We start from the raw sequence: 21,835 nt of genomic DNA, 5'->3' as shown, positions 1-21,835 counted from the left end.
GCTATCAATGCCTCAAAGGGTCTATCGACTCCGGACTTATGAGGAATCGCATTTGCGATACGGGGGTCATCCTCCCAGCTTATTCTCATCCGCTTCGTCCGTTACTTTTTCGAGTGTCATCATGTCCATGTTGAAACGACTCGAGATGAAGAAGTGTTCGCGAGCACCGCAGGGGTTCACCTTGATCGAGTTGCTGGTGGTCATCGCAATTATCGCGATTCTCATCGGCCTTCTGCTGCCCGCCGTACAAAAGGTCCGCGAAGCGGCCGCCCGAATGTCGTGTAGTAACAACCTGAAGCAGATCGGCCTTGCGGCCCACAACTACGCTTCGGTCTACGGAAACCTGCCGCCGGGTTGTTTAAACGGGTCCACTAACGCTTACCCCGTTCCGAACACAAGCTATACGGGTTCGAGCGGCAATGGCATGGTGGGCGCCCTTGTCTTCCTCTTGCCCTACCTCGAGCAGAACAACGTCTACACGGGTTTGCGGCCGGGCTGCAACGTGTTCCCACCGACCGATGTTTGGTACTGGACGCCGAACGCGGATCAAACCACCATCAAGAACTTCCTCTGCCCGTCGGACACCCTTGGTAGTGATTCTGGCACGGGCGAATTGGCCTGGATGACAATCTATATCAACGGCTTGACCTATTCGTACTTCGGAGCCGGTACGGGTTTCGGACGGACGAACTACGCCGCGGTTGCCGGGTACGTTGGAAACATGCCGGCTTATGCCACACGGGTCGGCCCTTACGCCCTCAATACGAAAACCAAACTCACGGACATCACCGACGGCACCAGCAATACGCTCGGTTTTGGGGAAGGCCTCGGCGGCAGCAAGACCAGCCGAAGCTATTTCCCCACTTGGGCCGGCGGGTACTACCTCCCGAGTTTCACGGGGCTGTCGGACAATCCTTCTTGGGCCACCTTCGGGAGCAAGCACACGGGGGTCGTTAACTTCACCATGTGCGACGGCTCCGTTCGGGCCCTTTCGACGAGCGTTTCCTCGACCGTCTATAACGCCGCGAGCACGATGGCCAACGGGGAGACGTTTAGCTTCGACTGAGACGACGGGTTGAAGGTTATAGCCTGATAAACGACCTCAACTCATTCTTAAACCAGCGGATCGTTCCGCGATGAGTTTCTTCCACTCTTACGAACGAAGACCTGTTATTAAACAAGCCGATTCCACGAGTACACTAACTATGAAGCAAGTTCTACTGGCGGTCGCGTTCACCATAGCTCTAACGGCATTTACGGGATGCGGGGGCTCATCGGCACCTGCGCCCACGCCATCCGGTTCAGGTCCGGCTACGAAAGCGAAACCCGGCGCCGTTGGACAAGGAGAATCGATTGCGGCCCCGCCTCCATAAGTGATCCAGATACGGGCATGACCCGGCCTCGCACGATCGAGGCCGGGTTATTCGTTTGATGCCGAGCAAGCCGTCGATCCATCTTGCAGTCGAGTACACTTCGCACCTCCCCAGGCGGCACGAGTTCAGGTTCGCTGTCACCGCCCTCGTCGGCCGATGCTGCGACCGCGACCGCGAACCCCGAGATTGGCCGTTTGACCGTCCGCCGGCCGCGGTTCCGTATCATGTCCCTGCCCACACGTCTGATGCTTCTCTTCCCATCAGGAGGTTGGTCATGTTCAAGCGTACGTTGTTCGCCGGGGTCGCGGCTCTGCTCGGCGTGGCCGTCGTGATTGCGGCCGATCCGATCAAACTGGAGTTGAAGAACTTCAAACTCAAGGCCGCCTTCGACGGCGGCGAGAACCTCGTCGGCCACGACGAAGGCGAGAACCGCATCTTCTATTACACCAACGGCAGCGCGACGGCCGAGGTGAAGGTGCCCGAAGACGGCGAGTACACCATCAAGATCGACGCCGGCTGCACGAAGGCGGAGAAAGACTTCGCCCAGATCAAGATTTCCGTCGGCGACGTGGTCGTGAAGGACAAGTTCGACCTGACGGCCGAGGAACAAAAAGAGTACACCTTCACGGCGAAGCTCAAGAAGGGCGACTCGAAGCTCGTCATTGAGTTCCTCAACGACAAGTACAAGGAAAACGAGTACGACCTGAACTTCTTCCTGTACAAAGCCTCGCTGGAAAAGAAGTGACTTCTCCCGAACCCACTCCGCACGGCCCTGGCACGAACCCGCCGGGGCCGTTGCCGTCTCCCCGCCGCCGACGACGACGATGGCTGAAATTGTTCTTCTTGTTACTGATCGCGGCGTTCGGTTTCGCCAACTACCTCGGCTACCGTCACGGCTACGCCTTCACGCACTATGCCCCAGCGGGCGACCGGCCGCCGAAGCCGGAGAGCCTGAGCTTCGGACAGAAACTCCGCCTCGGGCTGACCGGCGTCTCGGTGCCGCGGCCGGTCAACGCCCGCACGCCGGAAAGCGTCGGTCTTCCCTTCACCGTGGTGTCGATCCCCGTCCGCCACGAACAGCTTGAAGCCTGGCACGTCCCGCACCCGACGGCGAAGGGCGTCGTCGTGATGGGGCCGGGGTACATGTCCGCGAAGGACAGCCTGCTGCCGGAAGTGCAAGCCCTCCACGACCTCAACTTCGCCGTGCTGCTGATCGACTTCCGCGGGGCCGGCGGTTCGCCCCGCGGCGACGTGACCCTCGGCGTCCGCGAGGGCGGCGACATGGCGATGGCCCTCGCCTTCGCGAAGGAGGAGTGGCCGGACTTGCCGATCTTCGCCTACGGGTTCTCGATGGGGGCCGTGGCCGTTCTGAAGGCGGTGGCCGTTTACCACGCGGAACCGACGGCGATTATCCTCGACGCGCCGTTCGACCGCATGATTTCCGTCGTCCGGAACCGACTGCGGACCATGAACGTGCCGGCGTGGCCCGCGGCGGAACTCGTCGTCTTCTGGGGCGGCCGGTCGGTCGGCATCGACGGCTTCGCCCACAACCCGGCCGACGACGCGAGAGCAGTAACGTGCCCGACCTTGATCCTCCACGGCACGCAAGACGCCCGCGCCACCGGGCCGATGGTGCAAGCTGTCTTCGAGAATCTGCCGGGGCCGAAGCAGCAGGTCGATTTCGACGGGGCGGGTCACGAACCGCTGGCCCGATTCGACCGCGAAAAGTGGAAGCAAGCCGTGCAAGAGTTTCTCAACCGATAGCCCGTCCCGCGGCCGATCTTCATATTTTCTGGCCCCGCACTTGCCTGGGGGCGGCTCCGGTTCCGACAATACCTGAATGGGTACTTTCCGCGGGAAGGCGGTCGCATGAGGTTGGTGTTGGTTGGGGCCCCCGGTAGCGGGAAAGGGACGCAGGCGGAACTGCTCGTCAAGCGGTTGGGGCTGACCTACATCGGTACCGGCGACATCCTGCGGGCCGCCATCAAGGCCCACACGCCCGTCGGCCTCCAAGCAGAGCCGATCATCAAGCAGGGCCGCCTCGTGCCCGACGCCGTCGTGAACGACCTCGTCGCGGAGTTGTTTCAGCGGCCCGACCGGCCCGAAGCGTTCGTCCTCGACGGCTACCCGCGGACCTACGCCCAGGCCATCGCCTTCGACGCGCTCTTGAATTTGCAGTACCTCCGGCTCGACGGCGTGGTGTACCTGACCGTGAAGGACGAGGAAGTCGTCCGCCGGATTAGCAGCCGCCGGTGCTGCGAGAACGTGACCAACTGCGGCGTGTGCTTCAACCTGCTCGCCCGCCGGCCGAAGGTTGACGGCGTGTGCGACAACTGCGGCGGCAATCTCGTCACCCGCGCCGACGACAAGGAAGAAACCGTCCGCCGGCGGCTGGTCGAGTTCCACGCCAACACCGACCAACTAATCGAATACTATCGCGGCCGCGGGTTGCTGCGAGAAGTCTCGGCCCTGGACCCGATGGAAACCATCTACGCGAACGTCGTGAAGGCGTTGAAGGGACCGTAGCCCGCGGAACTGCTCGACTTTACCCCACCCCCGGAACCGCCCCCATGTGGCACGCCGTTCGTGCCGTTGTGAATATGTTGCGACCGTCCAACTACCGCCCCCCGGAACTGAAATCCGCCCGCGAACTCGCCCTCATGCGCGAGTCCGGCATTCTCGTCGCCCGTGCGTTGCGCATCTGCCGGGAGATGGCGAAGCCGGGGGTGAAGACCATCGAAATCGACCGGGCCGTCGAAGCGTTCTACGCCGCCCATCAGGCGACGCCGTTGTTCAAAGGCTACCCCGGAAAGATCCCGTTCCCGGCCGTCACCTGCCTGAGCTTGAACGAGCAAGTCGTCCACGGCATCCCCGGCGAGCGCGTCCTGAAGGACGGCGACATGCTGAAGGTGGACACCGCCTGCAAGCTCAACGGCTGGTGCGCTGACCGGGCCATCACCATCCCCATCGGTACGATCCGCCCGGCGTGGCAGCGGCTGTTACGGGTGGCCGAGGAGACGCTGCAAATCGCGATCGACGAGATGCCGAAGCGGAAATTCTGGAGTGAGGTCGCGAGCCGGATGCAGAAGCACTCGGAGTCGGCCGGGTACAGCGTGGTGACGCAGTACGTCGGCCACGGCATCGGCCGGACGATGCACGAGAACCCGCAGGTGCCGAACTTCGTGAACCGCGAGACCCGCAAGCACGACTTCAAGTTGGAACCCGGCCTGGTGCTGGCCGTTGAGCCGATGGTGAACATGGGCACCGAGGACGTGAAAACGCTGGCCGACCACTGGACCGTGGTGACGAAGGACGGCATGCCGAGCGTCCACGTCGAGCACACGCTGGCCCTCGGACTGGACGGCAAAGTGGTGATTATCACGTCCGACGAGGGAGCGTTCGACGGCTGGACGTGGCCGCCCGTGCCAACACAAGAACCAGTTGCGACGTAAGAAAGAAGTTGTGGGTGGAAGCCCAGGGACGGCCGTCCCTGGGCTTCCACCCACAACCTGACCTACGAGTTCAATGAACTCGTATCGCACTTCGCGCTAGCGGGCGGGCTTCGACTTGCCCTTCCGCGGCCGTACCCCGGCGGTTATACGAGCGTCGGACTTCCGCCCCTTCGGATGAACCGCCGATGCCGTTCCGCCTCGCCGCGACGTTGACGGTCCTCCTCCTCGCATCTATTCGCGGGCCGGCTCAGGACGTGCTTCTCGAAGCGCTCGACCGCCAGCCGCAGCCGGTCTATGCCGCCGATGGCCTGTTGGCGACGGAGAAGCCGCGAGAGGTGATCAACCCCGGCCGTTGGCGGACGGACATCGTCTTCGGCCTGCCGATCGCCCTGCGGGTGCAGCGACAGATCACCGACGCCGGCCTATGGGCCGAGGGCGGCGTGGCACTTTACGGCTTCATCCCGAGCGTGTTCGTCGGGGCACGTTTCGACGGCCGCATCTTCGAGGGCCGCCGGAACTCGTGGTACGCCCGACCCGGCGTGGACGTGTACTACAGCCCGATCCACGACTCCGGCAGTTGGCTCAGCCGCCCGTTCAACAGCATCGGCGCGATCACCGTGGACAGCGACCTGTCGTGGCAGCACAAGTGGTCCGAACAGGTCCACAGCAACATCGGCCTGAAGGTCGGCATGGGGGTCGCGTTTGCCGGCCGCAACGTCTGGCCCGTGCCGATCCTCGGCCTGACGTGCGGCTTGCAGTATTGACCGCCCGTTCTCGGCTGGTCAACACCTCCCAAATCGTCTATCCTCGGCGGCTCCCGGACACGGAGGTCGGCCGCGGATGGTGCAATCTCGTTTCGCACACTACTTGTTGCTCGCGCTGGTGATGGCCCTGGTCACGCTGCCGAACCTCGGCGCGTCCTCGCTGTGGGACGTGGACGAGGGAGTGAACGCCGGGTGTACCCGCGAGATGATGGAGAGTGGCACCTGGGTCGTGCCGACGTTCAACGGCGAACTCCGCACCGCGAAGCCGGTGATGCTCTACTGGCTCCAGCGCGTCTCGTTCAACCTCTTCGGCGTCGGCGAATGGGCGGCCCGGTTGCCGGCCGTGTTGCTCGGCCTCGGCACGGTGCTGCTGACGTACGAACTCGCCCGCCGCATGTTCGACGCGGCCACGGGGCTGCTCGCCGGCATCGTCCTCGCGACGGCGATCGAATTTTGCAAGCTCTCGCACGCGGCCACGCCGGACGCGCCGCTGATCTTCTTCATCACCCTCACGCTCTACCTCTTCTGGGTCGGCCACGAACACGGCGGGCGAACGTGGTTCTACACCGCCGCCGTCGCGAGCGGGCTGGCCACGCTGACGAAAGGGCCGGTCGGCTTGGCGATGCCGGGGCTGATCGTGTTCGTCTACTTCCTCTGGAACCGCGAACTCAAACGCTTCCTCGACATCCGGCTCATCCGCGGCATCCTGCTGTGGGTGCTGGTCGCGGTGCCATGGTACGCAGTGGTCATCGCCGAGACGCGCGGTGCGTACCTCGCGTTCTTCCGCAACGAGAATGCCGGGCGGTTCCTGAACGCGATGGAAGGCCACCGCGGGCCGGTCGTGTACTACGTCGGGGCACTGTTCGCGTTCTTCGCCCCGTGGTGCGTGTTCCTCGGCGGGGCCATCTGGTTTGCCGTGCGGTCGGCCACGCCACGGACGCTGTCGAGCGTCGGCGGGCTGCCGATGCAAGACGTTCGCGCGAACCGCTTCTTGCTGTGTTGGGCGGGTGCGTACCTCATCTTCTTCAGCCTCGCTGCGACGAAACTGCCGAACTACATCGGCCCGCTCTACCCGGCGGTCGCGATCCTCACGGCCCGCTTCCTGGTGCGGTGGCGTACCGCCGAGATCACGCTGCCGAAGTGGGTCATGCCCGCCGCGACCATCGGCGTCGGTGTCGTGGGCACGGTCTTCGTCGCCGCACTGCTGGTCGGTGGTGGGGCGATTCCCCTGAACCTCAAGGGCCAACGCATCGTGCCAGGGCTGGCGAAGTGGGCACCGGTCGGCGGCGTCCTCATCGTCGCCGCCGGGCTGATGGCCTGGTTCCTGGCGAAAGGGCAGCGCCTCCAGTTCGTGCGAACCGTGACGGCCGCGACGGTGCTGTTCATCGGCACGTTGGCCGCGTTCGTGGTGAACGAACTCGACCCGTACAAGGCCCCAAAGTCGCTCGTCGCCGAGAGCGGCACACACCAACCGGACCGCGAGATTCGCCTCGCGAGCCTCGACTACACGCAGCCGAGCGTGACCTTTTACGCCGAGCGGAAGGTCGAGCGAATGCAGAGCGCCCTGGAAGCGAGTACCTTCCTGGCGATGCCGCTGCCGGCCTACCTGTTCGTGCCCGCGAATGTGTGGGACGAGCAACTCGCGGGCAAGGTCGCGTCACCGTACCGCGTCGTCGCCCGGCGGTTCGACTTCTACCGCAACGGCGACGTGCTCGTCGTGACGAACCAGTAAGCAAAAAAGTCGATCCACCACAGAGGGCACAGAGAACACAGAGGAAAGGCACGAAGAGATTTCATTCTTTGCCTTTTGAACGCTCCTCGGTTTTTCTCTGTGCCCTCTGTGCCCTCTGTGGTTAGGTCGTGTGGACAGTCACGGGTGCCTCAGGACATCCAGGGCGGAGGCCAAGTGTACGAACCCGAGGTAGCACTGGTCGAGCTTGTCGTACCGGGTGGCCACCCGCCGGCACTGCTTGACCCGGGCCCAGAACCGCTCGACGACGTTGCGGGTGCGATACACCCGGCGGTCGTACCGCACCCGCCGGCGGCGGCACCCGAGCGGGCGGATGACGGCCTTGGCCCGCAGCCGGCGGACCAGCCGACGGAGGGCGTCGCTGTCGTACCCGCGATCGGCGATGACCACCCGTGGCCGGTGGCCGGCCAGCAGGGCGGCCGCCCGCGGCCCGTCCCCGGCTTGGCCGGGCGTGAGCAACAGGGCGACCGGGTGGCCGCGGCCGGTCACGGCCGCGTGGACCTTGGTGCCGAACCCGCCGGGGCTGCGGCCGACGGCCTGGCCGCCCGCTTTTTTTCCGCCCCGGCGGCGTGCGGGTGGGCCCGGACGACGGTCGAGTCGAGGATGAGGGTGGACACGTCCGGGTCGCGGACGGCCTCGAGCACTCGCCCCCACACGCCGGCCGCCGACCACCGCCGGAACCGCCGCCAGACCGAGTTCCAGTTGCCGAACCGCGGTGGCAGGTCCCGCCACGGGACGCCGGTCCGCAGGACGTACAGGACGGCGTTGACGAACGCCCGGTGGTCCCCGCGGGCCGGGAGCAGCGGCCGCACCGCCGCCCAGTCTGCGTCCGAGAGTTCATGCCGTCGCATGCCAGCCGCCTCCGAGGGAGTCGAGGCCGTTATGCGACCGACCGCCACTACTGTCCACACAACCTAAAGGTTTTGAGGGCTTCCACCATGATCGTCATCACCGGGGCCGCCGGGTTCATCGGCTCGAACCTCGCCCACCGCCTGAAGGCCGAGCACGATCTCTTGCTCGTCGATCACCCGCTGACGGCCACGAAGGCGGCGAACTTCGTCGGCCTGAAGGGCTTCACGTTCCTGGAACACGACGCCTTCCTGCAACAACTCGAAGCCGACCGCCTACGGCCGGATGCGATCTTCCACCTCGGTGCGTGCAGTGCCACCACCGAGATGAACTGGGACTACCTCCGCCGCAACAACGTCGAGTACACGCAACGGCTCTGGACGTGGTGCGCCACCCGCGAGCGACCGTTCCTGTACGCCTCCAGTGCCGCGACCTACGGCGACGGGGCAAAGGGGTTCGACGACCGCACGCCGCCGACCGACCTCACGCCGTTGAACCTGTACGGCAAGAGCAAGAATGACTTCGACATCTGGGCACTCGAACAGAAACTGACACCGCCGCGATGGGCCGGGCTGAAGTTCTTCAACGTCTTCGGCCCGCGCGAGTCGCACAAGGGCCGGATGGCGAGCGTGGCCTTCCAGACGTACAAGCAAATCCTCGCCACCGGCGGCATGAAGCTGTTCCGCTCCGGCGACCCGGCTTACGCCGACGGCGGCCAACTGCGGGACTTTGTGTTCGTGGACGACTGCGTGAACCACATGCTATGGCTATGGAAGAACCCCCACCCCGGCGGTGTCTTCAACAGCGGCACGGGGCAGGCTCGCTCGTTCTTCGATCTGGCGAAGGCGGTGTTCGTCGCCCTCGGCCGCGAGCCGAACATCAGCTTCATCGACATGCCGGCCGATCTGGCGAAGCAGTACCAGAACTACACGCAGGCCGAGACGGCGAAGCTCCGCGGCGTCGGCTGCAACGTGCCCGCGACGAGCCTCGAAGATGCCGTCCGAAAATACGTGGCATGGCTGGAACAGACCGCGAAAGCGTGAGCTAGACTTCCGCCATGCGCCACGCCCTGCTCGACCCCCTCCGCGGCCTCGCGGCCCTCTGGGTGGTCGGCTATCACCTCGCTTGTTTCGCCGGGGAAGAATCGCCCCTCGGCCCGCGGTTCTTCGCGCTCGGCTACTTCGGCGTGCCGATGTTCTTCGTCATCTCCGGCTACTGCCTCACGGCCGCCGCCCGGCGGGCGCTTCTAACGGGTCAACCACCGCTCCCGTTTTTGCTCCGTCGCATGGCCCGCATTTACCCGCCGCTGTGGGCGGCGATTCTCGTGGCCGTCGCGGTCTACGCCCTCGGCCCTGCCTCGTGGTCGCGGTACACGGCCGCCGGGTGGCCGAGTTACTCGGCCGCAGACTGGCTCGGCGTCGGGTTGTTGACGAAGACGTTCCAGCCGACCGGCGAACTGCCGTGGCACAAGTTTCAGCCCGTGAACGTGGCGTTCTGGACGCTGGCCATCGAGGTACAGTTCTACCTCGTCGTGAGTCTGGCCCTGTTCAGTGGGCGGTGGTTCTACCGCACTCTGATCGCGCTCACCGTGGTGACGAGTCCTTTCCTGCTGAGTCCGACCGCCTACGTGCACGCGGGGTTCCTGCCGCACTGGCCGTTCTTCGCGCTCGGGATGGCGGTCGTGGCGGCCCGAGAAGCGAACGTCGCCACGGTGAGATCGGCCTGGGTGCCGGCCGTGGCGGCGATGGCCTTCGGACTGTGGCAAGCCCCCGCCGTCCCGGACGGCAGTTCGAAGATGGTGGCCGCCGAGTTCCTGTTCGCCGTCGGGTTCGCGCTGGCAGTGTGGCTGAGTTCTTCCTTCCCACTGCCGCGACTCCTGCAACCGTTGACCTTTCTGGGAACGATCTCGTACTCGGTGTACCTGCTGCACGTCCCACTGCTGATGGCCGGCATGGACTGGGCGGCACGGGTCGCGGAGTTCGGCGGCGTGCCGTGGGCCGTGCTGGTGGTCGGCGGCGTGTGCGCCGCGAGCGTGCCGTTCCATTACCTCTTCGAGCGGCCGTTCGTGTCGGCCCGCCGCCGGCCGGCACCCCTTGCAGTTCCGTGACTCTTCCGTGCCAAGTTGTGTTCTCGACAGGTTCTCACGGCGCTAGTCGAACGGCACGCTGGAGGAGCCGTTCGGCGGGTACTTCGGCTGGACGTGCCGACCGGCCCCTACGTGACGTCAGGCACGACCTACGCCATCACGCCGAGCGGCATCAGTGCGACGCAGTTCCGGTTCGCCGGCGGCACCGCCAACGTCGCCTTCGTGGACGGCCACGTCGAGACGCGCACGATGGACAAGCCGAGCGTCGCCCCGTTCGACCAGACGGCGTGGAACACCGCCAGCGACAAGTTCCAACTCGGCTTCTTGGCGGACACCACCGTTCCGTACTCGGGCGATTAGAATGACCCGATGACCGAGAGAGAGTTCGCCACCGACGTTGTTCGACGATTGCAGGCCGCCGGGTTCCGCGCGTTGTGGGCCGGCGGCTGTGTTCGTGATGAGTTACTCGGTCTAACACCGGCCGACTACGACGTGGCGTCCGACGCGACACCGGAACAGGTGAAAGGCAATTTCCGGCGGTGCGTCGAAGTCGGGGCGGCGTTCGGCGTGATCGAAGTCCTCGGGCCGCGCGGCGACGACGGCGAGTGGCTGAAGGTGCAGGTCGCCACGTTCCGAAACGACGGCCACTACAGCGATGGCCGCCGGCCGGACGCGGTGACGTTCAGTTCGCCGGAAGAGGACGCACAGCGCCGCGACTTCACGGTCAACGGGATGTTCTTCGACCCCATCGCGAACCAAGTCATCGACTACGTCGGCGGACAAGCCGACCTGCGGGCGAAGGTGCTGCGGGCCATCGGCGATCCGACCGCCCGCTTCACCGAAGACAAGCTCCGCATCCTCCGGGCCGTGCGGATGGCCACGCGGTTCGAGTTGGCCATCGACCCGGCGACTTTGGACGCGGCCCGGCGAATGGCGTCGCAGATTCGCGTCGTCAGCGCGGAGCGGATCGCGGAAGAACTGCGGAAGCTGTTCGCCCACCGCTACCGTGCCCGCGGCGCGGAACTGTTGCGGGAGTTCGGCCTGCTGTCGCCGGTGTTGCCAGAAGTACCTTCACCAGATGTGCGATTGCTGACCGCCCTGCCGCCGGACTCGTCCTTTCCGCTCGCCTTCGCCGCGGTGCTGCTGCCCGTGGGGAAGAAGGTGGCGGGGAACATCGCGAAACGACTGAAGTTGTCGAACGACGAGAAGGACCGCATCGAGTGGCTGGTGGACCGCCACGTCGGCCTGCGAAACGCCGCGAGCTTGCGGCCGAGCCAACGCCACCCGCTGCTGACGCACCCCGGCGTCGGCGACCTACTCGCGCTGACGCGGGCCGAAGGCTTTGCTGCCGACGCCGACTTCTGCGAAGCGATTCTGCACGACACACCGCCGGAGGTGCTGGACCCGCCGCCGCTGCTGACCGGCGACGACCTCGTCGCGATGGGGTGGAAGCCGGGGCCGCTGTTCAAGAGAGTGCTGGAAACGGTCCGCCAGAAGCAGTTGGACGGCGAGTTGCAGACGGCCGCCGATGCGACGACCTTCGCGGAGGGGATGAAGCCCTGAAGCCCACCCGTCGCGACGGGTGGGCATCGAGACGGCATACCGACCGAAGATCATGGGTCCAATCTGGTGATCGTCGTCGTGCCCCCCTGGACCGGGTTGGCCGCAACAGAGGCTGACTGGGTTGGTCGAACGCCCAAGCCCACCGGTTGGCCGGGCACCGGAGGGATACACGTCCCGGAATCACTATGTACACCGCCGGCCCGGTTTCGCGCCGGGTCCAGTCTACCGGCTGCGGTTGTGCTGCAACGTGGCCTTCCCATCGTAAGAGCCGTCCATCCCGCCCAACCGGGTCACCAGGTACTTCAACGTCAGTTCGCCCTTCGCGACCGTCCCCGTCATCTGGTAGGACCGGGTCTTCGTCTGGCCCCGAATCTCGAACGTGGTCTTGTTCACCCGCCGGCCGGTCACCTCGAACCCGTCCCAACTGCCCGTCAACGTCCCGTCCGCGGTCTCCGTCAGTTCCAGCTTGCTTTCCCCTTTCTCGTTCAGAGAATTCGTCCACGGGCCGGACCACTTGCCCTCGAACGCTGGCGCGTCTTGCGCCCGGGCGACGGGCTTGTCGTTGGCTGCCACAGTCGACACGGACGCGACTGCCAACACGAACGTCACGATTAGTGAGCGAGTCATCGTAAACCTCCGCATGAGGAACCAGTGATTATCACAATTGGCGGATCGGGATAGTATCAACGGCTCGAAAACGTGGTCAAGAAATTTCTCGCCTACGGATCGGAATGTGCTCGAAATTCATTGCGATTAGGCCATCCAATCCTGATCTTGAGATGTGGCACGAAGTCGGCCTTCTGAAACCGCTACCCCACCAGCCGCACGATCTCATCCACACCGGCCATCGCGCCGACGCCCACGTCGCCACACGCGAGGGTCTTCGACACCGGGGCCGCCACCCGCAGCCCCTTGCAGCGGTCGTTGATGACCGGGATCAGCGCGTCCTCGTCGAAGTGACCGGGGATGTGGCCGCCGCCAAAGTCGGCGGCGATCGACCGCAGGTGCCGCCGCGTGAACGGGTGCTGCCACATCAGCGTGTTCATCGCCGGGGCCAGCACTACCGGCTTCGCCGAGTCCCATGCCCGCCAGACGCACGTCAGGCAGTTGTCGCTCAGGCCGACGGCCAGCTTCGCCAGCGTGTTCGCGTCCAGCGGCGCGATCACGAACACGTCGGCCCACTTCCGCAGTTCGATGTGCTGAACCGTGTCGCCGCGCTCGTACCGGCCGTTCGGCCACTCGTCGGAATCGCGGACCACCGGACACGGTACGGCGGCCACGTCGAAGAAATACGCGGCCGCGTCGGTCGCCACCACCTTGACCGCGTGCCCCTTTGCCACGAACGCCGCCGCCAGGTCCGGCGTCTTGATCGCCGCGACCGAGCCGGTCACGCCGAGGAGGACGTTACTCATCGTGCCAACTTCCTTGATTGGTCCGCCGCATGTGTTCGACCACGAGCATCAGTCGGTCCGCCAGTTCCCGCCGCGGCACCCGCTCGTACCGGCCGTCCACCGGTCCCATTAACACCCAGTGGGCCATCGACTCGAACGTGCCGGCCACGATCAGGTCGGCCTCCGACTGCTTCCGCGTGAACTCGGCCGCGCCGCGGAGTTCGGCGTCGCTCCGGGCGGTTTCCAGGGTGAACCGGACGAACAGCCCCTTGTACCCCCACGGCCCCCGGAGGCGGTCCACCAACCGCGGTGCCCGAACGAGCCGCACCCACAATTCCGGCTCGCCGGAGTTCGCGCGGTCGGTCGGCTGTTCGATCATCGTCGGCTTCTCGCGGCTTTCCCACGCCTTGTTGCGGACGTTGAAGTACGTCCCCAACTCGGGGGCGAATGAGCCGGCCACGAGGTAATCGGCGGCGGCGGCCGTGTGAATCAGCACGTCGATCGGCTTCGAGCGGAGTTGTTGCTGCATGACGGCGGACAGGTCGTCGAACGTGTTGTAGACGATCGGCATCAGTCGCCGCTCGGACAGCCCCGCATCGGCAGGCACTTCCGGCAGGCGTTCGGCGTTAGAGGTCAGCAGCGTGACCGTGTGCCCGCGGCCCCACGCCGCCCGGGCGAGGAGTGCGCCGGTCTGCCCGGTGAAGACCGTGCCGACGCACCGCACCTTGTCGATGGGCGACCGCGGACTGCCGGCGGTAATGAGCAGGTTCATTCGTTGGATTGTAGCTCGAAAACCGACCAGCGAGGGGGATTTCAGACGTGCGACGCGGCCGTGAGAAAGGCGGGTGAGAGAATGTGCGGTCGGGGCGAAATGAACGGCCCCGTCCGGCCCAACGCGGGGAGTGGTTCCGCGGCCCGAAAGTGGGTACAGTAGCATCCTCCCTCTCCGAGAACTCGCCGATGCCCGTGCTATTCCTGAGCCTCTTCCTCGCGGCGGCCGGTTCGTCGAAGCTGCCGCTCAAGCCCGGTTGGGTGGCGGCCGCCACAACCGCCTCCGAACACGCCCATCAGGCGGCCGCGGCCGACGACAGGTTCTTGTACGCGGTTTCCAGCACGCACGTTGCCCGGTACGACCGCACCACTGGCAAACTCGCGGGTACCGGCACGACGAAGGACACCAAGCACCTCAACAGCGCGTTCGTCTGGAAGGGCAAGGTGTACTGCGCCCACTCGAACTACCCCGCGACGCCGGAGGCGAGCGACATCCGCGTCTACGATCTGGCCGACGACAGCGTGAAGGTTCATCACACGTTCGAGAAGCCGCCCGGCAGCCTCGTCTGGTGCGTGCGGGAGCCGGCCGACCAGTTCTGGTGGTGCTGCTTCGCTCATTACGGCAAGGACAACCCGCAGACCATCCTCCTCAAGATGGACGAGCACTTCAAGGAACTCGACCGCTGGACGTTCCCGAAGATCGTCGTCGACGATTGGGACGCGATGAGCGCGTCCGGCGGCCTCTGGGACGGCGACACGCTGCTCGTCACGCACCACCACTTCAAGGTGCTGTACCGGCTGAAGTTGCCCGCGAAGGGCGGCGAGTTGGAATTCGTCGAAGCCCTGACGTGCCCGTTCCCCGGCCAGGGAATCGCGGTCGATCCGAAGGTGCCGGGCGGACTGGTTGGCATCGACCGCGACCGGAAGGCCATCGTGTCAGCGACGAAGGCCAAGTGATAGCGAATAGACCCTGCCCTCTCCCGGAGCTTCCATCGTGACCGCCCTCTTCCTCGGCGAATTCCTCGGCACCGCAGTGCTGATCCTGCTCGGCGGTGGCGTCGTGGCCGGCGTGCTGCTGGCGAAATCGAAATCGCATAACGCCGGCTGGATCGTCGTCGCCACGGGGTGGGCGTTCGCCGTGACGTGCGGCATCTTTGTCGCGAAGGCGTTCGGCGCGCCGGGGGCACTCAACCCGGTCGGCCCACTCGCCGACCTCGTACAAGGAAACGGCACCGCGGCGGACCACCTCGCCATGATCGCGGCCGAGTTCCTCGGGGCGTTCTGCGGGGCCGTGTTTGTCTGGCTGCACTACCTACCACACTGGAAGGAAACGTCCGACCCGGCGGCGAAGCTCGGCGTCTTCTGCACCGCCCCGGCCATCCGCGACCCGATGGCGAACCTGCTCAGCGAAATCATCGGCACGTTCGTGCTGGTCCTCGTCGCGTCGGCGATTTCGAAGGCGAGTGCGGGATCGCTCGAAACGCCGTTCGTCGGCCTCGTGGTCTGGGCCATCGGTCTGAGCTTGGGGGGAACAACCGGCTACGCGATCAACCCGGCCCGCGACCTCGGCCCGCGGCTCGCGCACGCCGTGCTGCCGATCGCCGGCAAGGGCGGGTCGGACTGGAGTTACGCCTGGATTCCCGTCGTCGGCCCGTTCGTCGGCGGCGTGGCGGCGGCCGTTCTCTTCAAGCTGATTCACGACGCAACTGGTATCCCCGCGCCAGGGCGGTGAAGGCCCGCACCTGTTCCGCTTCCCACGCAGCATCCCGGCCGAGTTCCGCGGCCATCAACGCCGCCACGCGCGGGGCCATCTCGACGGCAGCGTCAGCGTCGAGGATCAGTGCCCGCAGCCGCCGGGAGAGCACGTCTTCCACCGTGCGGGCCATCTCGTGCCGCACGGCTCGCACGATATCGGCTTCGGTGTACGGCAATTGTGGGTGAAGCGGCACGACTGACCCCGAAGCAATCGGGCCGGTGATGCGAAGGTTCGCCGTGCGGCACGGCTTCGGCGGCAGGCCGGCCAACTCGGCGGCCCGGTTCACGGCGTCCTCGGCCATGTTGCGATACGTCGTCCACTTGCCGCCGGTGACGGTCAACAGGCCGGCCTCGGTGCGGATGGTGTGATCGCGAGACAGGGCCGCCGTGTTCGTACCACCGTCGGCCTTCACCAACGGGCGAATCCCAGCGAAGACGCTCAACACGTCCGCCCGCGTCGGCGTCTTCGCCAGGTAGCGGCCGGCCGTTTCGAGGATGAAGTCGATCTCCGCCTCGGTCGCCCGCGGTTCGAGTTCGGTTGTCGGCACCGGTACGTCGGTCGTGCCGACGAGCGTGCGGCCATGCCACGGGATCGCGAACAGCACGCGGCCGTCCGGCGTCTTCGGCACCACCATTGCCGCGTTGCCCGGCAGGAACGAGCGATCAAAAACAAGGTGCGCCCCCTGGCTCGGCGTCACCATCGGCCGGGCGGCGGGGTCGGCGAGGGTGCGGATGGAATCGCAGAACGCGCCGGTCGCGTTGACCACGACGCGGGCCGACACTTCAGCCGTGGTTCCCGTCTCGGCGTCGGTGAACGCCACGCCGGTCACGCGGTCGCCATCGTGCAGCAACCGCACTATGCGGGCGTAGTTGAGGCAGGTCGCGCCGTTCTTCACGGCTGTTTGAATCAGGTCGATGAGTAGTCGCGCGTCGTCGAACTGCCCGTCGTAGTAGAGGATGCCGCCGCGAAGCCCCTCGGCGCGGATCGTCGGCAGTTGCCGCAGGACTTCGCGGCGATTGAGGTACTTCGACCGGCCGAACGGCGACCGCCCGGCAAGTAGGTCGTATAGCGACAGCCCGGCGAAGAAGTACGGGGCGTCCCACCAACGATAAGCCGGCACAATGAACGGCTGCACGCGGACGAGGTGCGGGGCGTTCGCCAGCAGGCGGGATCGTTCGCGGAGGGCTTCGGTCACGAGGCGGACGTCGCCGCGTTCGAGATAGCGGACGCCGCCGTGGACGAGCTTCGTACTGCGGCTCGACGTGCCCTTGCCGAAGTCGTGCTGTTCGAGGAGTAGCACCGAGTAACCGCGGGTGGCGGCATCGACCGCCACGCCCGCCCCGGTTGCCCCGCCGCCGATGACGACGATGTCCCACGGTTGCGCGCTAGCCCGCGCCAGCGATTCCGCCCGCGTCACGGCGTCGCCCAGTTCTTTGCGCGTTCGACCGCCTTCGACCACTCGGCCGCCATCGCCGCCACACGGTCGGCCGGAACCTGTGGCTCGAAGCGGCGTTCGACGCGGTACTGCTTCGCGAGTTCGCCGGTCGTCTTCCACACGCCGACGGCCAACCCCGCGAGGTAGGCCGCGCCGAGGGCCGTCGTTTCCGTCACCTCCGGCCGGGCGACCGGGATGCCGAGTAAGTCGGCCTGGCACTGCATGAGCAAGTCGCTGCGGCACGCCCCGCCGTCCACGCGCATCTCGACCGGCGGTTGCCCGGCGTCGGCCCGCATGGCGGTGAGGAGTTCGGCCGACTGGAACGCGATCGACTCCAGGGCCGCCCGCGCGAGGTGGCCGGCCGTCGTGCCGCGGGTGATGCCGACGATCGTGCCGCGGGCGTAAGGGTCCCAGTGCGGGGCACCCAGGCCGGTGAACGCCGGGACGATGTACAAGCCGCCGTTGTCCGGCACCGTCGCCGCCAAGGCGTTGACCTCCTCGGCACTGCGGATGATCTTCAGCCCGTCGCGAAGCCACTGCACCACGGCCCCGCCGACGAAGACCGCCCCTTCCATCGCGTAGCTCGTCACGTCGCCAATCTTCCAGCCGACGGTTGTGAGGAGCCGGTTACGGGACGCGACCGCCGTCGGGCCGGTGTTCTGGAGCATGAAGCAGCCGGTGCCGTAGGTGTTCTTCGTCAGCCCCGGCTCGAAGCACATCTGGCCGAAGAGGGCCGCCTGCTGGTCGCCCGCGATCCCGGCTAACGGCACCCCGGCCAATCCGCCAGCGGTGATGTCGCCGTAAACTTCGCTCGACGCCCGCACCTCCGGCAGCAGCGACGGCGGCACGTTCAGCAGCTTCAACAAGTCGTCGTCCCAGCAGCCGGTGTGGATGTTGAACAGCATCGTCCGCGAGGCGTTGCTGATATCCGTGACGTGGAGTTTGCCGCCAGTGAGCTTCCACGCGAGCCACGAGTCGATAGTGCCGAACGCGAGCTGCCCGGCCTCGGCCTTCGCCCGTGCGCCGGGGACGTTGTCGAGCATCCAGGCGACTTTGCTTCCGGAGAAGTAGGCGTCGATGAGCAGGCCGGTCCGCTGTTGAATCAGGGCTTCGTGCCCGTCGGCCCGGAGACGGTCGCACAGGCCGGCGGTGCGGCGGTCCTGCCAGACGATGGCCGGGCCGATCGGCGTGCCGGTAGTGCGGTCCCAGATGACGGTCGTCTCGCGCTGGTTGGCGATGCCGACGGCGGCCACGTCCTTCGCGGCGATGCGTGCCCGGCTGAGGGCTTCCACAGCCACGCCGATCTGGGCGGCCCAGATTTCGTCCGCGTCGTGTTCCACCCAGCCGGGCTTCGGGAAGTGCTGTTCGAATTCTTTCTGGGCGACGGCGACGACGGAGCCTTCGTCGTTGAAGACGATGGCCCGTGCGCTGGTCGTGCCTTCGTCGAGAGAGAGGGTGTACTTCATGGCAACGGCCCGGGGAGGCGGCGGGGATGATGCGCTAACGTATGCCGCGGCCGGCCCCAGTGGAAGGGCGCTTCCGTCACGACTCCGGCTGCACGTGCGACGGGTCCATGTACATCATGTTCCACCCGTGGCCGTCGAGGTCCAGGAAACTGCGGGCGTACATGAAGCCGTAGTCCGACGGCTCCTCGAACACCGTGGCCCCGGCGGCCACGGCCTTGTCGGCCAGTTCGTCCACGTGCGCCCGGCTCTCGCAACTCAAGGTGATGAGCACTTCCTTGTACTTCGTCGCGTCGCAGATGGGGTGCGGCGAGAACTGGCGGAACTTCTCGTGCGTCCCCAGCATCGCGTAGATGTCGTCGCTGATAACCAGGCACGCGGTCGTGTCGTCGCTGAACTGGTTGTTGAACCGGTAGCCGAGGGCCGTGAAGAACGCCTTCGACGCGGGCAGGTCGCGAACCGGCAGGGTGAGGAAAATCTTGGTCGCCATCGGAACCTCAGAATTTGGGTGGAGTATTACGCCTTCTTGTTCTTCTCGGCCGCCGCGAGGATGCGCTCCTCTTGCTCGCGGAGTTCCGGCGTGAACGCCTCGCCGAAGTCGGCCGGGTCGAACACCTGGCGGAGTTCGATTTCGGAATCTTCCATCATCGGGTTCGGGCACTTCTTCACCCACTCGACGGCCTCGGCCATCGACTTCACCTGCCACATCCAGTAGCCGGCGATGAGTTCGTTCGTCTCGGCGAACGGGCCGTCAATCACGGTGCGGTTGGTGCCGGAGAAGCGGACGCGCTTCCCCTTCGAACTCGGGTGCAGCCCCTCGCCGGCGAGCATGATCCCGGCCTTCACGAGTTGCTCGTTGTAGTTGCCCATCTCGGTGAGCAGTTGTTGGCTCGGCATCTCGCCGGTTTCGGAACCCTTGCACGCCTTCACGATCACCATAACTTTCATCGGACTCTCCGGGTTGGGAATGTTGAGGGAAGAATTACACCGACCGCAGCGGCACCAGCGACCGCACCCGCGCGTCACGCAGGTAGAGGCCGAGCCAGAGGAAGATGCCGAAGACGACCGGGAACAGAATCTCGAACGCCCCGTGGCCGACCCGGACGTGAACGTCCACCGCACCGCCGAGGTAGCCGGTCAGCAGGATCGCCCCGAGGACGGCCGTTCGCGGGATCAGGTACAGAATCGTCGCGAGGGTCAACACGATGCCCAGCGGCACGATTACGGCTTCCGAGTAGCCGAGTTCCGTGGTCGCCTTGACGACGAAGTCCGGCTTCGCCAGTTTCATCCCGCCATCCATCAGCAGGAACAAGGCGGGCAGGGCGCTCAATACACGGCCGGTCCAGATCGCGGCTTTCGACGACGGGGGCGCGAGGGGTGCGGCAGTCGCGGTAGGCCGCTCGTAAACCGGGTTGCTCACGATCACGGGTTCGCCTCCAGTTCGGGTTATGACGGTAGGGTGTGAAGTACTTCGATCGGCCGGATTTCGACCGTGCCTTTGCGGGCACCCGGGATGCGGCCGGCGATCTCGATGGCGGAGTCGAGGTTCTCGGCGTCGATGAGGAAATAGCCGCCGAGTTGCTCGCGAGTTTCGGCGAATGGTCCATCGGTGACGAGCCGTTTTCCATCGCGAACCCGGACGCTCGTGGCTAGCGAGACCGACTGCAACGGCGACGCCGCCAGGTATTGCCCCCGGGCCTTCAAATGGTGGCACAGGTCCACCGACTCGGTCATGCACGCGGCCCGCTCACCCTCGGCATAATCGGATTCATTGGTGTAGATCAACAGCATGTACTTCATCGCTTCTCTCCGCGGGAAGGGGCTTCTGCCAGGTAGTCGTTCGGCGAAGGGGAGAATCGACAGGCGAGCGGGAAAAATTCAGGCGAGTTCGCGAAGGCGTCGCTCCAGGAACCGGCGTTCTGGTTCCTGCTGCGTCAAGTCCAACGCCCGCCGATACGATTCGCGGGCCGCAGGTGTCTCGCCGAGTCGCCGGCACAGGTCGGCACGGGCGGCGTGCGCGAGGTGGTAGTTCGCCAATTCGCCGCGGTTGAGCAGGTCATCGACGAGGGTCAATCCTGCCCGCGGGCCGTCCCGCATGGCGACGGCGACGGCCCGGTTAAGTTCCACCACCGGCGACGAATCGGCTTGCGCGAGCAGGTCGTACAGGACGACGATTTGCGGCCAGTCGGTGTCGGCGAAGGCCGCCGCACCGGCGTGAACGGCCGCAATGGCCGCCTGAATCGTGTACGCACCGACCGGCCCGGCCGCGAGCGCCCGCTCGACGAGCGCCTGCCCTTCCGCAATCTGTCGGCGGTTCCACCGCGTCCGGTCCTGGTCTTCGAGCAGAATCAAATCGCCGTCCGGGGACGTGCGGGCGGCCCGCCGCGACTCGTGGAGGAGCATGAGCGCGAGCAGGCCGACGACGTCCGCGTCCGGGTGAAGTTCGACGAGCAGTCGGCCCAGATTGATCGCCTCGGCCGACAGGTCCGCCCGCGTGAGCGATTCGCCGGACGAGGCCGAGTATCCCTCGTTGAAGACGAGGTAGATTACCGACAGTACGGAATCCAAGCGATCCGGCAGGTCGGCCCGCGAGGGCACTTCGTAGGGAATACCGGCCCCGCGGATCTTCGCTTTGCCCCGGACGATCCGCTGCGCGACCGTGGCCGGCGTCGTGAGGAAAGCGGCCGCGATTTGTTCGGTCGTCAGGTCGCACACCTCGCGAAGTGTGAGCGCGACTTGTGCCTCGACGGCGAGAGCGGGATGACAGCAGGTGAAGATGAGCCGTAAGCGGTCGTCTTCGATCTCGTCGCCGTCGCGTTCTGGGGCGGCGAGGGATTCTTGCCGCTCGTTGATCTCCGCGAGGGAGGCGTCCAATCGTTTGCGGCGGCGGATCGCGTCGATGGCCTTGAACCGCCCGGCCGACACGAGCCACGCCCGTGGGTTGGTTGGCACGCCCTCGGCGTCCCACTGCTCGACAGCCGACGCGAACGCCTCGTGCAAGGCTTCTTCCGCGAGGTCGAAGTCCCCGAGCAACCGCGTGAGCGTCGCGAACACGCGGCGGGACTCGGAGCGGTAAACGTCGTCCACGGTCTGCCGAACGGTCGCGGCGGCCGGTGCGGTCATCACATCCCCTCCTGGTTTTTGCGATAACCTTGCCACGAATCGTTCGTGGTGGCGATGTC

24 protein-coding genes are annotated in these 21,835 nt (G+C 65.9%); 13 read left to right on the top strand and 11 right to left on the bottom strand.

The window, feature by feature from the left end:
• Window positions 1–121 precede the first annotated feature (121 nt).
• The 7 genes from PX52LOC_RS10450 to PX52LOC_RS10420 all read left to right on the top strand — a co-directional run bounded on the left by PX52LOC_RS10450 (window position 122) and on the right by PX52LOC_RS10420 (window position 7,321).
• Complete coding sequence (locus tag PX52LOC_RS10450; protein ID WP_178132546.1) at window positions 122–1,066, top strand: DUF1559 domain-containing protein; 945 nt, start codon at window positions 122–124, stop codon at window positions 1,064–1,066.
• A 581-nt stretch (window positions 1,067–1,647) separates the two neighbouring features.
• Window positions 1,648–2,118: a carbohydrate-binding domain-containing protein gene (locus PX52LOC_RS10445; protein ID WP_168218912.1), complete on the top strand. Its 471-nt coding sequence runs from the start codon at window positions 1,648–1,650 to the stop codon at window positions 2,116–2,118.
• Between the two features lie 89 nt (window positions 2,119–2,207).
• Window positions 2,208–3,137: an alpha/beta hydrolase gene (locus PX52LOC_RS10440; RefSeq protein ID WP_149110039.1), complete on the top strand. Its 930-nt coding sequence runs from the start codon at window positions 2,208–2,210 to the stop codon at window positions 3,135–3,137.
• A gap of 105 nt (window positions 3,138–3,242) precedes the next feature.
• Window positions 3,243–3,899 carry an adenylate kinase gene (locus PX52LOC_RS10435; RefSeq protein ID WP_149110038.1) on the top strand — a complete coding sequence of 219 codons (657 nt, stop codon included), beginning with the start codon at window positions 3,243–3,245 and terminating at the stop codon, window positions 3,897–3,899.
• A 74-nt stretch (window positions 3,900–3,973) separates the two neighbouring features.
• On the top strand, window positions 3,974–4,825 hold the full coding sequence (gene map, locus PX52LOC_RS10430; protein ID WP_149110037.1) for a type I methionyl aminopeptidase: 852 nt from the start codon (window positions 3,974–3,976) through the stop codon (window positions 4,823–4,825).
• A gap of 185 nt (window positions 4,826–5,010) precedes the next feature.
• Window positions 5,011–5,589 carry a hypothetical protein gene (locus PX52LOC_RS10425; RefSeq protein ID WP_149110036.1) on the top strand — a complete coding sequence of 193 codons (579 nt, stop codon included), beginning with the start codon at window positions 5,011–5,013 and terminating at the stop codon, window positions 5,587–5,589.
• Window positions 5,590–5,665: 76 nt separating this feature from the next.
• The gene (locus PX52LOC_RS10420; RefSeq protein WP_149110035.1) at window positions 5,666–7,321 is read left to right on the top strand and encodes an ArnT family glycosyltransferase; all 1,656 of its coding nucleotides are present in this window, start codon (window positions 5,666–5,668) and stop codon (window positions 7,319–7,321) included.
• Window positions 7,322–7,459: 138 nt separating this feature from the next.
• Here the strand turns inward: PX52LOC_RS10420 and PX52LOC_RS10415 are convergent.
• A protein-coding gene (locus PX52LOC_RS10415; RefSeq protein ID WP_149110034.1) for an IS5 family transposase occupies window positions 7,460–8,190 on the bottom strand; the annotation gives its coding sequence in 2 pieces (ribosomal slippage) (window positions 7,460–7,894 and window positions 7,897–8,190; 729 coding nt in all).
• Between the two features lie 87 nt (window positions 8,191–8,277).
• Between PX52LOC_RS10415 and rfaD the strand changes: the two genes are divergently transcribed.
• From rfaD to PX52LOC_RS10395, 4 genes are all read left to right on the top strand, one after another.
• The gene (gene rfaD / locus PX52LOC_RS10410; protein ID WP_149110033.1) at window positions 8,278–9,231 is read left to right on the top strand and encodes an ADP-glyceromanno-heptose 6-epimerase; all 954 of its coding nucleotides are present in this window, start codon (window positions 8,278–8,280) and stop codon (window positions 9,229–9,231) included.
• Window positions 9,232–9,245: 14 nt separating this feature from the next.
• Window positions 9,246–10,295, top strand: coding sequence for an acyltransferase family protein (locus PX52LOC_RS10405; RefSeq protein ID WP_149110032.1), 1,050 nt, complete (start codon window positions 9,246–9,248; stop codon window positions 10,293–10,295).
• 93 nt (window positions 10,296–10,388) lie between these two features.
• Window positions 10,389–10,634: an H-X9-DG-CTERM domain-containing protein gene (locus PX52LOC_RS10400; RefSeq protein ID WP_168218911.1), complete on the top strand. Its 246-nt coding sequence runs from the start codon at window positions 10,389–10,391 to the stop codon at window positions 10,632–10,634.
• Window positions 10,635–10,643: 9 nt separating this feature from the next.
• Window positions 10,644–11,837, top strand: coding sequence for a CCA tRNA nucleotidyltransferase (locus PX52LOC_RS10395; RefSeq protein ID WP_149110030.1), 1,194 nt, complete (start codon window positions 10,644–10,646; stop codon window positions 11,835–11,837).
• Between the two features lie 222 nt (window positions 11,838–12,059).
• On the opposite strand, the gene PX52LOC_RS10390 is transcribed toward PX52LOC_RS10395, so the two are convergent.
• The 3 genes from PX52LOC_RS10390 to PX52LOC_RS10380 all read right to left on the bottom strand — a co-directional run bounded on the left by PX52LOC_RS10390 (window position 12,060) and on the right by PX52LOC_RS10380 (window position 14,000).
• Window positions 12,060–12,464 carry a hypothetical protein gene (locus tag PX52LOC_RS10390; RefSeq protein WP_149110029.1) on the bottom strand — a complete coding sequence of 135 codons (405 nt, stop codon included), beginning with the start codon at window positions 12,462–12,464 and terminating at the stop codon, window positions 12,060–12,062.
• A 182-nt stretch (window positions 12,465–12,646) separates the two neighbouring features.
• Window positions 12,647–13,249: a flavoprotein gene (locus PX52LOC_RS10385; protein WP_149110028.1), complete on the bottom strand. Its 603-nt coding sequence runs from the start codon at window positions 13,247–13,249 to the stop codon at window positions 12,647–12,649.
• On the bottom strand, window positions 13,242–14,000 hold the full coding sequence (locus PX52LOC_RS10380) for a phosphopantothenoylcysteine decarboxylase domain-containing protein (protein ID WP_168218910.1): 759 nt from the start codon (window positions 13,998–14,000) through the stop codon (window positions 13,242–13,244). Before PX52LOC_RS10380 ends, PX52LOC_RS10385 begins: the two co-directional genes overlap by 8 nt.
• Before the next feature lie 188 nt (window positions 14,001–14,188).
• Between PX52LOC_RS10380 and PX52LOC_RS10375 the strand changes: the two genes are divergently transcribed.
• Both PX52LOC_RS10375 and PX52LOC_RS10370 read left to right on the top strand, forming a co-directional pair.
• A complete protein-coding gene (locus PX52LOC_RS10375) occupies window positions 14,189–14,956 on the top strand; it encodes an endonuclease (RefSeq protein WP_149110026.1) in 768 nt (255 codons plus the stop codon).
• Between the two features lie 37 nt (window positions 14,957–14,993).
• A complete protein-coding gene (locus tag PX52LOC_RS10370) occupies window positions 14,994–15,731 on the top strand; it encodes an MIP/aquaporin family protein (protein ID WP_149110025.1) in 738 nt (245 codons plus the stop codon).
• Here the strand turns inward: PX52LOC_RS10370 and PX52LOC_RS10365 are convergent.
• From PX52LOC_RS10365 to PX52LOC_RS10335, 7 genes are all read right to left on the bottom strand, one after another.
• Complete coding sequence (locus tag PX52LOC_RS10365) at window positions 15,685–17,214, bottom strand: glycerol-3-phosphate dehydrogenase/oxidase (protein WP_218575323.1); 1,530 nt, start codon at window positions 17,212–17,214, stop codon at window positions 15,685–15,687. The two genes, PX52LOC_RS10370 and PX52LOC_RS10365, sit on opposite strands and share 47 nt — an antisense overlap.
• On the bottom strand, window positions 17,169–18,656 hold the full coding sequence (gene glpK, locus PX52LOC_RS10360; protein ID WP_149110024.1) for a glycerol kinase GlpK: 1,488 nt from the start codon (window positions 18,654–18,656) through the stop codon (window positions 17,169–17,171). Before glpK ends, PX52LOC_RS10365 begins: the two co-directional genes overlap by 46 nt.
• Before the next feature lie 76 nt (window positions 18,657–18,732).
• Window positions 18,733–19,143: a VOC family protein gene (locus tag PX52LOC_RS10355; RefSeq protein WP_149110023.1), complete on the bottom strand. Its 411-nt coding sequence runs from the start codon at window positions 19,141–19,143 to the stop codon at window positions 18,733–18,735.
• Window positions 19,144–19,169: 26 nt separating this feature from the next.
• A complete protein-coding gene (locus PX52LOC_RS10350; protein ID WP_149110022.1) occupies window positions 19,170–19,601 on the bottom strand; it encodes a YciI family protein in 432 nt (143 codons plus the stop codon).
• A 34-nt stretch (window positions 19,602–19,635) separates the two neighbouring features.
• On the bottom strand, window positions 19,636–20,079 hold the full coding sequence (locus PX52LOC_RS10345; protein ID WP_246173684.1) for a DoxX family protein: 444 nt from the start codon (window positions 20,077–20,079) through the stop codon (window positions 19,636–19,638).
• A gap of 20 nt (window positions 20,080–20,099) precedes the next feature.
• Entirely contained in the window at window positions 20,100–20,453 is a 354-nt protein-coding gene (locus PX52LOC_RS10340) for a YciI family protein (RefSeq protein ID WP_149110021.1), read from the bottom strand.
• 78 nt (window positions 20,454–20,531) lie between these two features.
• Window positions 20,532–21,776, bottom strand: coding sequence for an RNA polymerase sigma factor (locus PX52LOC_RS10335; protein ID WP_149110020.1), 1,245 nt, complete (start codon window positions 21,774–21,776; stop codon window positions 20,532–20,534).
• Window positions 21,777–21,835 lie beyond the last annotated feature (59 nt).

The sequence above is a fragment of the Limnoglobus roseus genome, from assembly GCF_008254045.1.
Classification (GTDB): domain Bacteria; phylum Planctomycetota; class Planctomycetia; order Gemmatales; family Gemmataceae; genus Limnoglobus; species Limnoglobus roseus.
The sequence above is the reverse complement of the archived record's forward strand: the minus strand, read 5'-3'. Positions and strand labels throughout refer to the sequence as shown.

Excerpts from the sequence above, each read along its gene's own strand:
- PX52LOC_RS10355 (WP_149110023.1), bottom strand. The coding sequence starts at position 19,143 with ATGGCGACCAAGATTTTCCTCACCCTGCCGGTTCGCGACCTGCCCGCG.
- PX52LOC_RS10340 (WP_149110021.1), bottom strand. The coding sequence starts at position 20,453 with ATGAAGTACATGCTGTTGATCTACACCAATGAATCCGATTATGCCGAG.
- PX52LOC_RS10435 (WP_149110038.1), top strand. The coding sequence starts at position 3,243 with ATGAGGTTGGTGTTGGTTGGGGCCCCCGGTAGCGGGAAAGGGACGCAG.
- PX52LOC_RS10420 (WP_149110035.1), top strand. The coding sequence starts at position 5,666 with ATGGTGCAATCTCGTTTCGCACACTACTTGTTGCTCGCGCTGGTGATG.
- PX52LOC_RS10450 (WP_178132546.1), top strand. The coding sequence starts at position 122 with ATGTCCATGTTGAAACGACTCGAGATGAAGAAGTGTTCGCGAGCACCG.
- PX52LOC_RS10375 (WP_149110026.1), top strand. The coding sequence starts at position 14,189 with ATGCCCGTGCTATTCCTGAGCCTCTTCCTCGCGGCGGCCGGTTCGTCG.
- map (WP_149110037.1), top strand. The coding sequence starts at position 3,974 with ATGTTGCGACCGTCCAACTACCGCCCCCCGGAACTGAAATCCGCCCGC.
- PX52LOC_RS10335 (WP_149110020.1), bottom strand. The coding sequence starts at position 21,776 with ATGACCGCACCGGCCGCCGCGACCGTTCGGCAGACCGTGGACGACGTT.
- PX52LOC_RS10425 (WP_149110036.1), top strand. The coding sequence starts at position 5,011 with ATGCCGTTCCGCCTCGCCGCGACGTTGACGGTCCTCCTCCTCGCATCT.
- PX52LOC_RS10385 (WP_149110028.1), bottom strand. The coding sequence starts at position 13,249 with ATGAGTAACGTCCTCCTCGGCGTGACCGGCTCGGTCGCGGCGATCAAG.
- PX52LOC_RS10445 (WP_168218912.1), top strand. The coding sequence starts at position 1,648 with ATGTTCAAGCGTACGTTGTTCGCCGGGGTCGCGGCTCTGCTCGGCGTG.
- PX52LOC_RS10390 (WP_149110029.1), bottom strand. The coding sequence starts at position 12,464 with ATGACTCGCTCACTAATCGTGACGTTCGTGTTGGCAGTCGCGTCCGTG.
- rfaD (WP_149110033.1), top strand. The coding sequence starts at position 8,278 with ATGATCGTCATCACCGGGGCCGCCGGGTTCATCGGCTCGAACCTCGCC.
- PX52LOC_RS10380 (WP_168218910.1), bottom strand. The coding sequence starts at position 14,000 with ATGAACCTGCTCATTACCGCCGGCAGTCCGCGGTCGCCCATCGACAAG.
- PX52LOC_RS10350 (WP_149110022.1), bottom strand. The coding sequence starts at position 19,601 with ATGAAAGTTATGGTGATCGTGAAGGCGTGCAAGGGTTCCGAAACCGGC.
- PX52LOC_RS10395 (WP_149110030.1), top strand. The coding sequence starts at position 10,644 with ATGACCGAGAGAGAGTTCGCCACCGACGTTGTTCGACGATTGCAGGCC.
- glpK (WP_149110024.1), bottom strand. The coding sequence starts at position 18,656 with ATGAAGTACACCCTCTCTCTCGACGAAGGCACGACCAGCGCACGGGCC.
- PX52LOC_RS10405 (WP_149110032.1), top strand. The coding sequence starts at position 9,246 with ATGCGCCACGCCCTGCTCGACCCCCTCCGCGGCCTCGCGGCCCTCTGG.